1 protein-coding gene and 1 pseudogene are annotated in these 17,003 nt (G+C 62.4%); both read left to right on the top strand.

Going from position 1 to position 17,003, the window contains the following annotated elements:
- Positions 1-215 precede the first annotated feature (215 nt).
- On the top strand, positions 216-13,358 hold the full coding sequence (locus B0B13_RS18840; RefSeq protein ID WP_076793956.1) for a non-ribosomal peptide synthetase: 13,143 nt from the start codon (positions 216-218) through the stop codon (positions 13,356-13,358).
- Positions 13,316-17,003: pseudogene (locus B0B13_RS19890) on the top strand (amino acid adenylation domain-containing protein); the annotation flags it as partial. The gene B0B13_RS18840 and the pseudogene B0B13_RS19890, both read left to right, overlap by 43 nt.

The raw sequence follows: 17,003 nt of genomic DNA, 5'->3' as shown, positions 1-17,003 counted from the left end.
GTGATCACTGGTCGGCCAAGTGCCGCGAACGGTGCACTGACGCGTGCCGATGAGTGGCCCTGATTGCTGCAATGAATGGCTAAGGCTTGCACGCAACGTGTCATAAAAGCCATAGTGGTTCCGAAGAGTAACGAGAGATTCTGGTTGCGTCGTTGTATCGTTTCGTACACCTTTTAAATATCAGGCCGCTCGGTCGCCTGAATCGGAGCTTTGTTATGGATGCTAGCGCTACGCCTGTTACCCAGCCGTTATCCAGTGCGCAAACCGAAATCTGGCTCGCGCAGCAGCTGCATCCCGACAGCCCCGTGTACAACATTGCGCAGTACACGGTGATCGAAGGCGTGATTGAGCCGGCCGTCTTTGAAGCCGCATTGCGCCAAGTCATCGATGAGGCCGACACCCTGCGCTTGCAATTTGTCGACAGCGATGACGGGCTGCGGCAGAGGATTGGTGCGCCCGCATGGTCAATGCCGGTGCTGGACTTCACGGCACAAGCCGATCCTCAGGCAGCGGCCCAGGCGTGGATGCAAGCCGATTATCAGCAACCGGTCAATCTGATGCAGGGACCGCTTTTTTGCTATGCGTTGCTGAAAGTGGCGCCCGTGCAATGGATGTGGTATCAGCGCTATCACCATATCATGATGGATGGCTATGGCCAGTATCTGATCGCACAACGCGTTGCACACGTGTATAGCGCGCTGTGCGCGGGAACGGCGCCGGCGGCATGTGATTTGGGTTCGGTCCGACAGCTAGTAGAGAGCGATGCACAATATCAGGCATCCGCCCAACGGGCGCAAGACGAAGCGTATTGGCTCAAGCACTGCGCCCATTGGCCTGAGCCTGCGACGCTGGCAAGCCGCGCCGCCCCTGCTTTACAGCAGCGGTTGCGTCAGACGACGTACCTGACCACCCAATGGGTGGACGACTATGTGCTGGATGCGGGCCGGCTGGCGCAGTTCTTGAGTGCTGCACTGGCCGCGTATCTGCATCGCATGACTGGCGCGCAGGACGTGGTGTTCGGTTTTCCAGTGACTGCCCGCTTGGGGGCAGATTGGCACATTCCTGGCATGGTCGCCAATACGGTTCCGTTGCGGTTCAGATTCGAGCCGGAGATCAACTTAGTGTCGTTGATGCGGCAGGCGGCGAAGGAAATCCAAAACGGACTTCAATATCAACGCTACCCGAGCGAAGCGCTGCAGCGTCAACTTGGGCTGGTGCCTGGGCAGTTGCTATCTGGCATCAAGGTCAACGTGATGCCGTTTGACTACGAGCTGTCGTTTGGCGAGCATTCATCGACGAACTATAACCTGCTCGCTGGTCCGGTTGATGATTTGATGCTCGGTGTTTATTGGACACCCAATAGCCGTCAATTACGGATCGACTTTGATGCCAATCCTGCTTGCTACACCGCGGAGATGCTCGACGCGTATCAGCGCCGGTTTATCCGGTTTGTACAAGCGTTGGCTGCCGATGCCACGCAACCGATTAGCGAGATCGATCTGCTCGGCGCTGACGAGCGGCATCGGCTGCTAGTCGAGTGGAATGCGACGCAGCGGGTCTATCCGGCACATCAATGCATTCACCAGTTGTTCGAAGCGCAGGCCGAGCGTACGCCCGAAGCGCCAGCGTTGGTGTTTGAAGCGCAGACACTGAGCTACGCAGAACTGAACGCACAAGCCAATCGTCTCGCGCACCAGTTGATCGAATGGGGTGTCAGGCCGGACACGCGGGTGGCGATCTGCGTGCAGCGTAGTCCCGCACTGGTCGTGGGGCTGCTGGCGATTTTGAAAGCGGGTGGCGCTTATGTGCCGCTCGATCCGAGCTATCCGAGTGAGCGCTTGGCGCACATCCTCGCTGATGCGGCACCGAACATGGTGCTCGCGGATGCGGCCGGGCGCGCTGCGTTGGGCGACGCGGCGCTCGCCGAGTGCACGGTGCTCGATCCGGCCATATTGCCGGCATGGCCGGACACGAATCCGTCGGTAGCCGCGCTCACCGCCCGGCATCTGGCGTATGTGATCTATACGTCGGGCTCGACCGGCACGCCCAAGGGCGTGATGGTCGAACATGCGCAAGTGGTGCGGCTGTTTGAGGCGACGCAACCGTGGTATGGCTTTAACGAGCATGATACTTGGTGCCTGTTTCACTCGTTTGCGTTCGATTTCTCGGTCTGGGAGCTGTGGGGCGCACTGCGTTATGGTGGCAAGCTTGTCATTGTGCCCCATTCGATTGCTCGCTCTGCCGACGCTTTTTACCAGTTGATCTGTGAGCAGGGCGTCACCGTCTTAAATCAGACCCCCAGTGCGTTTAAGGCGTTGATGGCCAGCCAAGCACACAGCGCTTTATCGGATCAATTACGCTACGTGATCTTGGGCGGGGAGGCGCTAGAGCCGACGCTCTTACAGGCGTGGTATGCCACACACGACGAGCGTCATCCGCAATTGGTGAACATGTATGGGCTTACCGAAGCGACCGTGCATGTGACGTATCGGCCGCTTCGGCAACAAGACAGCGAGCAAGCGGGCAGTCCGGTGGGTACACGGATCCCAGACTTGACGATTTATCTGCTCGATGCGCACGGCCAGCCCGTGCCACTGGGGGCGGTTGGCGAGCTGTATATTGGTGGCGCGGGGGTCGCACGCGGTTATCTGAACCGCCCAGCGCTGAGCGCTGAGCGCTTTGTGCCGGATCCGTTCTCCGATGAAGCGGGGGCCCGGCTGTATAAGACCGGGGATGTGGCGCGTTACCGACCGGACGGCAATCTGGAGTTTGTGGGGCGCAACGATGAGCAAGTGAAGATCCGCGGCTTTCGCATTGAACCGGGGGAGATCGAAGCGTGCTTAACGGCACATCCGCAGGTGCGTGATGCGGTGGTAGTAGCAACCGGTGAAGGCTCGGCGAAGCGGCTAGTGGCGTATGTGCAGGCCGAAGCGGACGAGCAGCTCGCGAGCACACTGCGCGCGCAGGTGGCGGCGAGCCTGCCCGAGTATATGGTGCCCAGCGCATTCGTGCGGCTCGATGCGTGGCCGCTGACGCCGAACGGCAAGCTCGATCGGCGTGCACTGCCCGAACCGGACGCTGACGCGTTGGCGCATCAAGCGTATGAAGCGCCACAAGGCGAGCTCGAGACGACGCTGGCGGCGATCTGGGCGGAGCTATTGGGTGTCGAGCGTGTGGGTCGGCACGATAGCTTCTTTGCGCTCGGGGGCCACTCGCTGCTCGCGGTGCGGTTGATGAACCGGGTGAGAATGCTCGGTGCCGACGTGCCGCTGGCGACCTTGTTTGCGACGCCCACGTTGGCCGCGTTTGCCGCGGTGCTCGACGCCCACTGGCAACAAGGCACCGAGGTGCGGCCCGAGATCACGCCGGTCTCACGTGACGGCAGTTTGCCGCTATCGTTCGCGCAGCAGCGGCTGTGGTTCCTCGCGCAGCTCAATGGGGTCAGTGAGTCGTATCATATGCCGCTGGCGCTACATGTGCGCGGGCCACTTGATCGGGCCGCATGGCAACAGGCATTGGATGCGTTGTTCGCGCGTCATGAAGCGCTACGCTCGACGTTTGTCAGTGTTGACGGTCAGCCGCAGGTGCGGCTGCTGCCGGCGCACACGGGTGTGCCGCTGCGCTGGCATGATCTGCGTGGGGTGCCAAACGCGGATGCGCAACTAGCCCGCTTGCGTCATGAAGCCGCGCACGTGCCCCTGGATCTGGCGCGCGGTCCGTTGATCCACGCGTGCGGCATTCAAGTGGCCGATGATGAACACGTGGTGCTGCTCACGCAACACCATATTGTGTCGGACGGCTGGTCGCTTGGCGTGCTCGCGCGCGAGTTCAGTGCACTGTACGCGGCGAGCACAGCCGTCCAAGTCGATCCGCTGCCACCGCTGGCGGTTCAGTATCCGGACTATGCGGCGTGGCAACGACAATGGCTCACGGGTGAGCGGCTTCAAGCACAGAGCGACTATTGGCGTGCGACGCTGGCCGATGCGCCGGTGCTGCTGGCGCTCCCGACGGACCGGCCGCGCCCAGCGCAACAGTCGTTTGCCGGCGCGCACGTGCCGGTGCAGATCGATGCGTCAACCATGCAAGCACTGAAGCGCTTGAGCGCGGAGCACGGCACCACGCTATTTATGACGGTGCTTGCCGCATGGAGCGCGGTGCTCGCGCGCCTGTCAGGCCAGGACGACGTGGTCATCGGCACACCCAGTGCCAATCGCGGGCATGCCGCCATCGAGCCGTTGATCGGCTTCTTTGTCAATACGCTGGCGTTGCGTGTCGACTTATCCGATGAGCCCAATACGAGCGAACTGCTCGCGCGCGTGCGGCGCACGACGTTGGACGCACAAGCGCACCAGGACCTGCCATTCGAGCAAGTGGTCGAGATCGTGCAACCGCCGCGCCGGCTCGATCATACGCCGCTGTTTCAGGTGATGTTCGCGTGGCAGAGCAATGAGCCAGGGCAGTGGCGCTTACCCGGGCTAGATGTCACGCCTGGTGAGCTTGACTACGACATGGTCAGGTTTGACCTGGAAATGCATCTGTATGAGGCAGGTGAGCAGATCATCGGGTCTTTGCACTATGCGAGTGCATTGTTTGACCGCGCGACGATTGAGCGGTATGTGGGGTATCTGACGACGATGTTGCAGGCGATGGTGGCCTGCCCACAGCAGCCGGTGGCAACGCTGCAGGTGCTGGGAGCGGATGAGCGTCAATTGCTGCTTCAGACATGGAATGCGATGACGGCTCCCTATCCAGCCCACCAGTGTCTTCATCGGTTGTTTGAGGCGCAGGTAGCGCGCAGCCCGGAAGCCACTGCGCTGGTATATGAAGCGCAGACACTCAGCTACGCAGAGCTGAACGCACGGGCCAATCGCCTCGCGCATCGGCTCATTGAATTAGGCGTTAAGCCGGATGCCCGAGTGGCGAGCTGCGTCGAGCGCTCGCCGGCAATGGTCGTGGGGCTATTGGCGATCCTGAAAGCCGGCGGCGCTTGTGTGCCACTTGATCCCGCGTACCCGTGCGAGCGCCTCGCGCATATTCTGCATGATGCCGCGCCAACGGTCGTCCTAGCTGATGCAACGGGCAGGGCCACGTTGGGGGAAGCGGTGCTTGCGTGCCGAATCGTACTTGAGCCGGATGTAGCGCTCGATCAAGTCGCACCCAACCCACGGGTAGCCGAACTGACTCCTCGCCATCTTGCCTATGTCATCTACACATCGGGTTCCACTGGCACGTCGAAGGGCGTGATGATCGAACATGTTCAAATTGCACGCTTATTCAAGTTTACAAAGCCTAACGGGATCCTCAATGACGATCAGGCGCTGATCCACCAACCACGAGGTTATAGCTTGGCGCCTGCCGATCGCGTTCTTCAAAAAACATCCTTTAACTTCGATATCTCAATTTGGGAGCTTTTTGAGACGTTGCTCAAGGGCGCGACCCTTGTTGTCGCAGACGCCGACGCTCATAAAGATCCTGTTGCCTTGAAGGATCTTATTGTCCAGGAGCGCATCACAACAGTTCACTTTGTGCCATCCATGCTCAGTATTTTTTTGGATGCGGAAGGTGTTCAGCGATGCACATCGGTAAAGCATTTGATTTGCAGTGGCGAAGCACTGCCCGGTGCGACTGTCCAGCGGTGTCAAACGCTGCTGCCTGATGCGCAAGTTCATAACTTGTATGGTCCCACTGAAAACGCCCTTGGTACCACGTTTTGGACCTGTCCAGTGGCCTGTACCGAGGACAATATTCCGATTGGGCGGCCAATCGTGAACACGCAGGTCTACCTGCTTGATGCATGCGGTCAGCCGGTGCCACTGGGGGCGGTCGGTGAGTTGTATATTGGTGGCGCCGGGGTCGCACGCGGTTATCTGAACCGCCCCGAGCTGAGCGCTGAGCGCTTTGTGCCGGATCCGTTCTCCGATGAAGCGGGGGCACGGCTGTATAAGACCGGGGATCTGGCGCGTTACCGACCGGACGGCAATCTGGAGTTTGTGGGGCGCAATGATGAGCAAGTCAAGATCCGTGGCTTTCGCATTGAACCGAGTGAGATCGAAGCGTGCTTAACGGCGCACCCGCAGGTGCGTGATGCGGTGGTGGTGGCAACCGGTGAGGGTTCGGCGAAGCGGCTGGTGGCGTATGTGCAGGCCGAAGCGAACAAGCAGCTCGCGAGCACACTGCGCGCGCAGGTGGCGGCGAGCCTGCCCGAGTATATGGTGCCCAGCGCATTCGTGCGGCTCGATGCGTGGCCGCTGACGCCGAACGGCAAGCTCGATCGGCGTGCACTGCCCGAACCGGACGCTGACGCGCTGGTGCACCAAGCGTATGAAGCGCCACAAGGCGCGCTGGAGACGACGCTGGCGGCGATCTGGGCGGAGCTATTGGGTGTCGAGCGTGTGGGTCGGCACGACAGCTTCTTTGCGCTCGGGGGCCACTCGCTGCTGGCGGTGCGGTTGATGAACCGGGTCAGAGGACTGGGCGCTGACGTGCCGCTGGCGACCTTGTTTGCGACGCCCACGTTGGCCGCGTTTGCCGCGGCGCTCGAAGCCCACTGGCAACAAGGCACCGAGGCGCGGCCCGAGATCACGCCGGTGTCGCGCGAAGGCAGATTGCCGCTATCGTTTGCCCAGCAGCGGCTGTGGTTCCTCGCGCAGCTTGAGGGCGTCAGTGAGTCGTATCATATGCCGCTGGCGCTGCGCGTGCGCGGGCCGCTTGATCGGGCCGCATGGCAACAGGCATTGGATGCGTTGTTCGCGCGTCATGAAGCGCTACGCTCGACGTTTGTCAGTGTTGACGGTCAGCCGCAGGTGCGGCTGCTGCCGGCGCACACGGGTGTGCCGCTGCGCTGGCATGATCTGCGTGGGGTGCCGGATGCGCAGGTGCAACTGGCCCGCTTGCGTCATGAAGCCGCGCACGCGCCTCTCGATCTGGCGCGCGGCCCATTGATTCACGCGTGCGGCATTCAAGTGGCCGATGATGAACACGTGGTGCTGCTCACGCAACACCATATTGTGTCGGACGGCTGGTCGCTTGGCGTGCTCGCGCGCGAGTTCAGTGCACTGTACGCGGCGAGCGTTGGGGCGCAAGTCGATCCACTGCCGCCGCTGGCGATCCAGTATCCGGACTATGCGGCGTGGCAACGGCAGTGGCTGTCGGATGAGCGGCTGCAGGCGCAAAGCGACTATTGGCGCGCGACGCTGGCCGATGCGCCGGTGCTGCTGGAACTGCCGACGGACCGGCCGCGCCCAGCGCAACAGTCGTTTGCCGGCGCGCACGTGCCGGTGCAGATCGATGCGTCAACCACGCAAGCACTGAAGCGCTTAAGCGCGGAGCACGGCACCACGCTATTTATGACGGTGCTTGCCGCATGGAGCGCGGTGCTCGCGCGCCTGTCAGGCCAGGACGACGTGGTCATCGGCACACCCAGTGCCAATCGCGGGCATGCCGCCATCGAGCCGTTGATCGGCTTCTTTGTCAATACGTTGGCGTTGCGTGTCGACTTATCCGATGAGCCCAATACGAGCGAACTGCTTAAGCGCGTGCGGCGTACGATGTTGGACGCACAAGCGCACCAGGACCTGCCATTCGAGCAAGTGGTCGAGATCGTGCAACCGCCGCGTCGGCTCGATCATACGCCGCTGTTTCAGGTGATGTTCGCGTGGCAGAGTAACGAGCGTGCCGCGTGGGATCTGCCGGGGTTGGAAGTCACGCCAGCGGACTTAGCTTACGAGGCGGCTAAGTTCGATCTGGACCTGCATTTGCATGAAGTAGGTGAAGAGATCGTCGGTGCGCTGGGCTATGCGACGGCGCTGTTTGAGCGATCCACGATTGAGCGGCACGTCGGGTATTTGCAGACGATGTTGCGCGCCATGGTGGCTCGCCCCCAGCAGCCGGTGGCCACGCTTGAGTTGCTGTCACCGGCCGAGCGCCAGTTGCTGCTGCAGACATGGAACGCGACGCAGCAGGCGTATCCAAAACATCGGTGCGTGCACCAGCTATTCGAAGCACAGGTCGAGCGCACGCCCGAGACGACGGTGCTGGTGTTCGAGGACCAAACGTTGAGCTATGCGCAGCTGAACGCACAAGCCAATCGTTTCGCGCACCAGTTGATTGAGTTAGGTGTCAAGCCGGATACCCGGGTGGCAATCTGCGTGCAGCGCAGCCCGGCGCTGGTCGTGGGGCTGCTGGCGATTTTAAAGGCCGGGGGTGCGTATGTGCCGCTGGACCCGAGCTACCCAGGCGAGCGCTTGGCGCACATTCTCGCTGATGCGGCACCCAGCATTGTGCTGGCGGATGCAGCCGGGCGCGCTGCGTTGGGCGAGGCGGCGCTGGCAGAATGTACGGTGCTCGATCCAGCGACTCTGCCGGCGTTACCGGACACGAATCCGTCGGTGGCGGGGCTGACGGCCCGGCATCTGGCGTATGTGATCTATACATCGGGCTCGACCGGCACGCCCAAGGGCGTGATGGTGCCGCATCATGCGATTGCGCGGCTGGTCATCAACAATGGCTATGTTGACATTCGCGCTGGTGATCGTGTGGCGTTCGCAGCGAACCCGGCTTTCGATGCGAGCACGTTTGAAGTATGGGCACCGCTGTTAAATGGCGCCACCGTTGTGGTGATCGATCATGACACGGTGCTGATGCCCGCTGCGTTTGCGCACACTTTGCGCGAACAGCGCATCAGCATCTTGTGGCTCACCGTTGGCTTGTTCAATCAGATGGTCACACAAGTGGACACGGCCTTCTCTCAACTGAAGGCATTGATTGTTGGAGGAGACGTGTTGGATGCGAGGTGGGTTGCGCAAGTGATGCGCGAGTCACCTCCTGAGCAGCTGATCAACGGTTATGGTCCGACCGAGAGCACCACGTTTGCGACGACTTACAAGATCACGTCCGTGCCGGAAACAAACGCCAGCATCCCGATTGGCCGGCCGATTGCGAATACGTGCGTTTATCTGCTCGATGCGCACGGGCAGCCGGTGCCACTGGGTGCGGTCGGTGAGCTGTATCTTGGTGGCGCCGGGGTGGCACGGGGCTACCTGAACCGCCCGGAGTTGACTGCTGAGCGCTTTGTGCCGGATCCGTTCTCCGATGAAGCGGGGGCACGGCTGTATAAGACCGGGGATGTGGCGCGGTATTTACCGGACGGTAATTTGGAGTTTGTGGGGCGCAACGATGAGCAAGTGAAGATTCGCGGCTTTCGCATTGAACCGGGGGAGATCGAAGCGTGCTTAACGGCGCACCCGCAGGTGCGTGATGCGGTGGTGGTGGCAACCGGTGAGGGTTCGGCGAAGCGGCTGGTGGCGTATGTGCAGGCCGAAGCGAACAAGCAGCTCGCGAGCACACTGCGCGCGCAGGTGGCGGCGAGCCTGCCCGAGTATATGGTGCCCAGCGCATTCGTGCGGCTCGATGCGTGGCCGCTGACGCCGAACGGCAAGCTCGATCGGCGTGCACTGCCCGAACCGGACGCTGACGCGCTGGTGCACCAAGCGTATGAAGCGCCACAAGGCGCGCTGGAGACGACGCTGGCGGCGATCTGGGCGGAGCTATTGGGTGTCGAGCGTGTGGGTCGGCACGACAGCTTCTTTGCGCTCGGGGGCCACTCGCTGCTGGCGGTGCGGTTGATGAACCGGGTCAGAGGACTGGGCGCTGACGTGCCGCTGGCGACCTTGTTTGCGACGCCCACGTTGGCCGCGTTTGCCGCGGCGCTCGAAGCCCACTGGCAACAAGGCACCGAGGCGCGGCCCGAGATCACGCCGGTGTCGCGCGAAGGCAGATTGCCGCTATCGTTTGCCCAGCAGCGGCTGTGGTTCCTCGCGCAGCTTGAGGGCGTCAGTGAGTCGTATCATATGCCGCTGGCGCTGCGCGTGCGCGGGCCGCTTGATCGGGCCGCATGGCAACAGGCATTGGATGCGTTGTTCGCGCGTCATGAAGCGCTACGCTCGACGTTTGTCAGTGTTGACGGTCAGCCGCAGGTGCGGCTGCTGCCGGCGCACACGGGTGTGCCGCTGCGCTGGCATGATCTGCGTGGGGTGCCGGATGCGCAGGTGCAACTGGCCCGCTTGCGTCATGAAGCCGCGCACGCGCCTCTCGATCTGGCGCGCGGCCCATTGATTCACGCGTGCGGCATTCAAGTGGCCGATGATGAACACGTGGTGCTGCTCACGCAACACCATATTGTGTCGGACGGCTGGTCGCTTGGCGTGCTCGCGCGCGAGTTCAGTGCACTGTACGCGGCGAGCACAGCCGGCCAAGTCGATCCACTGCCGCCGCTGGCGATCCAGTATCCGGACTATGCGGCGTGGCAACGGCAGTGGCTGTCGGATGAGCGGCTGCAGGCGCAAAGCGACTATTGGCGCGCGACGCTGGCCGACGCCCCGGTGCTGCTGGAACTACCGACGGACCGGCCGCGCCCAGCGCAACAGTCGTTTGCCGGCGCGCACGTGCCGGTGCAGATCGATGCGTCAACCACGCAAGCACTGAAGCGCTTAAGCGCGGAGCACGGCACCACGCTATTTATGACGGTGCTTGCCGCATGGAGCGCGGTGCTCGCGCGCCTGTCAGGCCAGGACGACGTGGTCATCGGCACACCCAGTGCCAATCGCGGGCATGCCGCCATCGAGCCGTTGATCGGCTTCTTTGTCAATACGCTGGCGTTGCGCGTGGATGTGTCGGGTGAGCCCGATACCGCCCAGCTGCTCGCGCGCGTGCGGCGTACGATGTTGGACGCACAAGCACACCAGGATCTACCGTTCGAGCAAGTGGTGGAGATCGTGCAGCCGCCGCGTCAATTGAATCATACGCCGCTGTTTCAAGTGATGTTCGCGTGGCAAAACAATGAGCCAGGCAAGTGGCGCCTACCTGGGCTCACGGCCACGCCGGCTGAGCTCGAGTATGACGTCGTAAAGTTCGATATCGAGCTGAACTTATCTGAGGCAGGTGACGAGATCATCGGCAGCTTAGCGTATGCGACGGCGCTGTTTGAGCGATCCACGATCGAGCGGCACGTCGGGTATCTGCAGGCGATGTTGCGCGCCATGGTGGCGTGCCCCCAGCAGCCAGTCGCAACGCTTGAATTGCTGTCACCGGCCGAGCGCCAGTTGCTGCTGCAGACATGGAACGCGACGCAGCAGGCGTATCCAAAACATCGGTGCGTGCACCAGCTATTCGAAGCACAGGTCGAGCGCACGCCCGAGACGACGGCGCTGGTGTTCGAGGACCAAACGTTGAGCTATGCGCAGCTGAACGCACAAGCCAATCGTTTCGCGCACCAGTTGATTGAGTTAGGTGTCAAGCCGGATACCCGGGTGGCAATCTGCGTGCAGCGCAGCCCGGCGCTGGTCGTGGGGCTGCTGGCGATTTTAAAGGCCGGGGGTGCGTATGTGCCGCTGGACCCGAGCTACCCAGGCGAGCGCTTGGCGCACATTCTCGCTGATGCGGCACCCAGCATTGTGCTGGCGGATGCAGCCGGGCGCGCTGCGTTGGGCGAGGCGGCGCTGGCAGAATGTACGGTGCTCGATCCAGCGACTCTGCCGGCGTTACCGGACACGAATCCGTCGGTGGCGGGGCTGACGGCCCGGCATCTGGCGTATGTGATCTATACATCGGGCTCGACCGGCACGCCCAAGGGCGTGATGGTGCCGCATCATGCGATTGCGCGGCTGGTCATCAACAATGGCTATGTTGACATTCGCGCTGGTGATCGTGTGGCGTTCGCAGCGAACCCGGCTTTCGACGCGAGCACGTTTGAAGTGTGGGCACCGCTGTTAAATGGCGCCACCGTTGTGGTAATCGATCATGACACGGTGCTGATGCCCGCTGCGTTTGCGCACACTTTGCGCGAACAGCGCATCAGCATCTTGTGGCTCACCGTTGGCTTGTTCAATCAGATGGTCACACAAGTGGACACGGCCTTCTCTCAACTGAAGGCATTGATTGTTGGAGGAGACGTGTTGGATGCGAGGTGGGTTGCGCAAGTGATGCGCGAGTCACCTCCTGAGCAGCTGATCAACGGTTATGGTCCGACCGAGAGCACCACGTTTGCGACGACTTACAAGATCACGTCCGTGCCGGAAACAAACGCCAGCATCCCGATTGGCCGGCCGATTGCGAACACACGCGTTTATTTACTTGACGCGCACGGCCAGCCGGTGCCACTGGGTGCGGTCGGCGAATTGTATATTGGTGGCGCGGGGGTAGCACGGGGCTACCTGAACCGCCCGGAGTTGACTGCTGAGCGCTTTGTGCCCGATCCGTTCTCCGATGAAGCGGGTGCACGGCTGTATAAGACCGGAGATTTGGCACGTTACCGACCGGACGGCAATCTGGAGTTTGTGGGGCGCAACGATGAGCAAGTGAAGATTCGCGGCTTTCGCATTGAACCGGGGGAGATCGAAGCGTGCTTAACGGCGCACCCGCAGGTGCGTGATGCGGTGGTAATAGCAACCGGTGAGGGCTCGGCTAAGCGGCTGGTGGCGTATGTGCAGGCCGAAGCGAACGAGCAGCTCGCGAGTACACTGCGCGCGCAGGTGGCGGCGAGCCTGCCCGAGTATATGGTGCCCAGCGCATTCGTGCGGCTCGATGCGTGGCCGCTGACGCCGAACGGCAAGCTCGATCGGCGTGCACTGCCCGAACCGGACGCTGACGCGCTGGCGCATCAAGCGTATGAAGCGCCGCAAGGCGAACTCGAGACGACGCTGGCGACGATCTGGGCCGAGCTATTGGGTGCCGAACGTGTGGGCCGGCACGATAGCTTCTTTGCGCTCGGTGGCCACTCGCTGCTGGCGGTGCGGTTGATTGAGCATCTGCGGCGTCGGGGAGTCGGGTTATCCGTGCGTGCGCTATTCGACACGCCGGTGCTCAGTGCGTTGGCGCAGACGTTGGGTCAGCACCGTGACGTGGTGGTGCCGCCCAACGCGATCATGCCCGACACGAGTGCGATTACGCCGTCGATGCTGCCGCTCATTGAGCTGACGCAAGCGGACATCGACAAGATTGTCGAGCAGGTGCCGCAAGGTGTAGCCAATATCCAGGACATTTATGCCCTGTCGCCGCTGCAAGACGGGCTGCTGTTTCACCATCTACTCGCGCGCGACGGCGATCCGTATCTGCTGATGGTGCAGTTGGCCTTTGACACGCGAGCGCGGCTTGACCAGTATCTGCACGCGCTGCAGCAGGTGATCGATCGTCACGATATTTTGCGCACCGCGTTCGTGTGGGAAGGCGTGTCGATGCCCGCGCAAGTGGTATGGCGCCACGCGCGGCTGCCGATCACCGAGCTGACGTTAGACGCCGCTGACGGCCGATCGCCGAGCAATTGGCACGGCGCTTTGATCCGCGTCATACGCGGCTGGATCTGACGCAAGCGCCGCTGCTGCACTGTGCGATCGCCCAGGATAGTGAGGGTCGCTGGCTACTTATGCAGCGGCTACACCATTTGATTGGCGATCATTCGACGCTGGAAGTGATGCACGCGGAGGTGCGGGCGTTCATCGAGGCTCGAGGCGACATGCTGCCGCCGGCGCAGCCGTTCCGCCATCTGGTCGCGCAAGCCAGGCTAGGCATGAGCCAAGCTGAGCACGAGCGTTTCTTCACTGAGCTGCTCGTGGGTGTGGAGCCGACCTTGCCGTTTGGGCTCGCGCAGGTCCAGCGCGACGGCAGTGACGTGAGCGAGTCACACCGGATGCTGCCGTCGGCATTGAACGACCGGCTGCGCGCGCATGCCAAACGGTTGGGCGTCAGTCTGGCGAGTCTATGCCATCTGGCGTGGGCGCAGGTGCTCGCCCGTGCGAGCGGCCAACAACGTGTCGTGTTTGGCACCGTGCTGTTCGGTCGGATGCAAGCGGGTGAAGGCGCCGATCGTGCGATGGGGCTCTTTATCAATACGCTGCCGCTGCGTGTGGAGCTGGACGGCAGTGTGCAGGCGTGTGTGCGGAGCACGCACGCGCGCTTGGCCGCGCTGTTGGAACATGAACATGCGTCGCTGGCGCTCGCGCAGCGCTGCAGCGGCGTGCCGGCGGGCACGCCGCTCTTTAGTGCGCTGCTCAATTACCGGCACAATGCAATGGGCTCGGATGAGTGCAGCAGGCTACCGGGTGTGGAGCTGTTGAGTGCCCAGGAGCGCACCAATTACCCGCTGATACTGTCGGTCGAGGACTTTGGGCAGGCACTGGGGCTGACCGCGCAGAGCGTGCCGTCGCTGGAGCCTGAGCGGGTGTGCGCGTATATGCAGCAGGCGCTGCACAGCTTGGCCGACGCACTCGAGGCGGCGCCCGATACTGCAATGCAGCAGTTGCAGGTGCTGCCCGAGGCGGAGCGCGAGTTGCTGCTGCAGACATGGAATGCGACGCAGCAAGACTATCCGTCGCACTTATGCATCCACCAGTTGTTTGAAGCGCAGGTCGAGTGCATGCCCGAGGCGCCAGCGCTGGTCTATGAAGACCAAACGTTCAGTTATGCACAGCTGAACGCCCGAGCCAATTGCTTGGCACACCAGCTGATCGAGTTAGGTGTCAAGCCCGATACCCGAGTGGCGATCTGTGCCGAGCGTAGTCCCGCGCTGGTGGTGGGGCTGCTGGCGATTTTAAAAGCGGGGGGCGCGTATGTGCCGTTGGATTCCGCGTATCCGAGTGAGCGCTTGGTGTATATCCTCACCGATGCGGCACCGGCGATTGTGCTCGCGGATGCGGCCGGGCGCGCTGCGTTGGGCGACGCGGCGCTGGCAGAATGTACGGTGCTCGATCCAGCCACCCTGCCGGCATGGCCAGACACGAATCCGTCGGTAGCCGCGCTCACCGCCCGGCATTTGGCATATGTGATCTATACGTCGGGCTCGACCGGCACGCCCAAGGGCGTGATGGTCGAACATGCGCAAGTGGTGCGGCTGTTCGAGGCGACGCAACCGTGGTATGGCTTTAACGAGCATGATACTTGGTGCCTGTTTCACTCGTTTGCGTTCGATTTCTCGGTCTGGGAGCTGTGGGGCGCACTGCGTTATGGTGGCAAGCTTGTCATTGTGCCCCATTCGATTGCTCGCTCTGCGACGCTTTTTACCAGTTGATCTGTGAGCAGGGCGTCACCGTCTTAAATCAGACCCCAGTGCGTTTAAGGCGTTGATGGCCAGCCAAGCACACAGCGCTTTATCGGATCAATTACGCTACGTGATCTTGGGCGGGGAGGCGCTGGAGCCTGCTATCTTGCAGGCATGGTATGCCACGCACGACGAGCATCATCCGCAATTGGTCAACATGTATGGGCTTACCGAAGCGACTGTGCATGTGACGTATCGGCTACTTCAGCAGCAGGACAGCGAGCAAGTGGGCAGCCCGGTGGGCACACGGATTCCGGATCTGACGATTTATCTGCTGGACGCGCACGGTCAACCGGTGCCGCTCGGTGCGGTCGGTGAGTTGTATATTGGTGGCGCCGGGGTGGCACGGGGCTATCTGAACCGCCCGGCGTTGACCGCCGAGCGCTTTGTGCCGGATCCGTTCTCCGATGAAGCGGGGGCCCGGCTGTATAAGACCGGGGATGTGGCGCGTTACCGACCGGACGGCAATCTGGAGTTTGTGGGGCGCAACGATGAGCAAGTGAAGATCCGCGGCTTCGCATTGAACCGGGGGAGATCGAAGCGTGCTTAACGGCACATCCGCAGGTGCGTGATGCGGTGGTAGTAGCAACCGGTGAAGGCTCGGCGAAGCGGCTAGTGGCGTATGTGCAGGCCGAAGCGGACGAGCAGCTCGCGAGCACACTGCGCGCGCAGGTGGCGGCGAGCCTGCCCGAGTATATGGTGCCCAGCGCATTCGTGCGGCTCGATGCGTGCCGCTGACGCCGAACGGCAAGCTCGATCGGCGTGCACTGCCCGAACCGGACGCTGACGCGTTGGCGCATCAAGCGTATGAAGCGCCACAAGGCGAGCTCGAGACGACGCTGGCGGCGAATCTGGGCGGAGCTATTGGGTGTCGAGCGTGTGGGTCGGCACGAATAGCTTCTTTGCGCTCGGGGGCCACTCGCTGCTCGCGGTGCGGTTGATGAACCGGGTGAGAATGCTCGGTGCCGACGTGCCGCTGGCGACCTTGTTTGCGACGCCACGTTGGCCGCGTTTGCCGCGGTGCTCGACGCCCACTGGCAACAAGGCACCGAGGTGCGGCCCGAGATCACGCCGGTCTCACGTGACGGCAGTTTGCCGCTATCGTTCGCGCAGCAGCGGCTGTGGTTCCTCGCGCAGCTCAATGGGGTCAGTGAGTCGTATCATATTCCGCTGGCGCTACATGTGCGCGGGCCACTTGATCGGGCGCATGGCAACAGGCATTGGATGCGTTGTTCGCGCGTCATGAAGCGCTACGCTCGACGTTTGTCAGTGTTGACGGTCAGCCGCAGGTGCGGCTGCTGCCGGCGCACACGGGTGTGCCGCTGCGCTGGCATGATCTGCGTGGGTGCCGGATGCGCAGGTGCAACTGGCCCGCTTGCGTCATGAAGCCGCGCACGCGCCTCTCGATCTGGCGCGCGGCCCATTGATTCACGCGTGCGGCATTCAAGTGGCCGATGATGAACACGTGGTGCTGCTCACGCAACACCATATTGTGTCGGACGGCTGGTCGATCGGGGTGCTCGCGCGTGAGTTCAGTGCACTGTACGCGGCGAGCACAGCCGGCCAAGTCGATCCACTGCCGCCGCTGGCGATCCAGTATCCGGACTATGCGGCGTGGCAACGGCAGTGGCTGTCGGATGAGCGGCTGCAGGCGCAAAGCGACTATTGGCGCGCGACGCTGGCCGACGCCCCGGTGCTGCTGGAACTACCGACGGACCGGCCGCGCCCAGCGCAACAGTCGTTTGCCGGCGCGCACGTGCCGGTGCAGATCGATGCGTCAACCACGCAAGCACTGAAGCGCTTAAGCGCGGAGCACGGCACCACGCTATTTATGACGGTGCTTGCCGCATGGAGCGCGGTGCTCGCGCGCCTGTCAGGCCAGGACGACGTGGTCATCGGCACACCCAGTGCCAAT

Origin of the sequence: Burkholderia sp. b14 (assembly GCF_900156195.1) — a bacterium.
In the GTDB taxonomy this organism is placed as follows: domain Bacteria; phylum Pseudomonadota; class Gammaproteobacteria; order Burkholderiales; family Burkholderiaceae; genus Mycetohabitans.
Note: the sequence above shows the minus strand (reverse complement) of the source record. Positions and strands in the feature narration are given on the sequence as shown.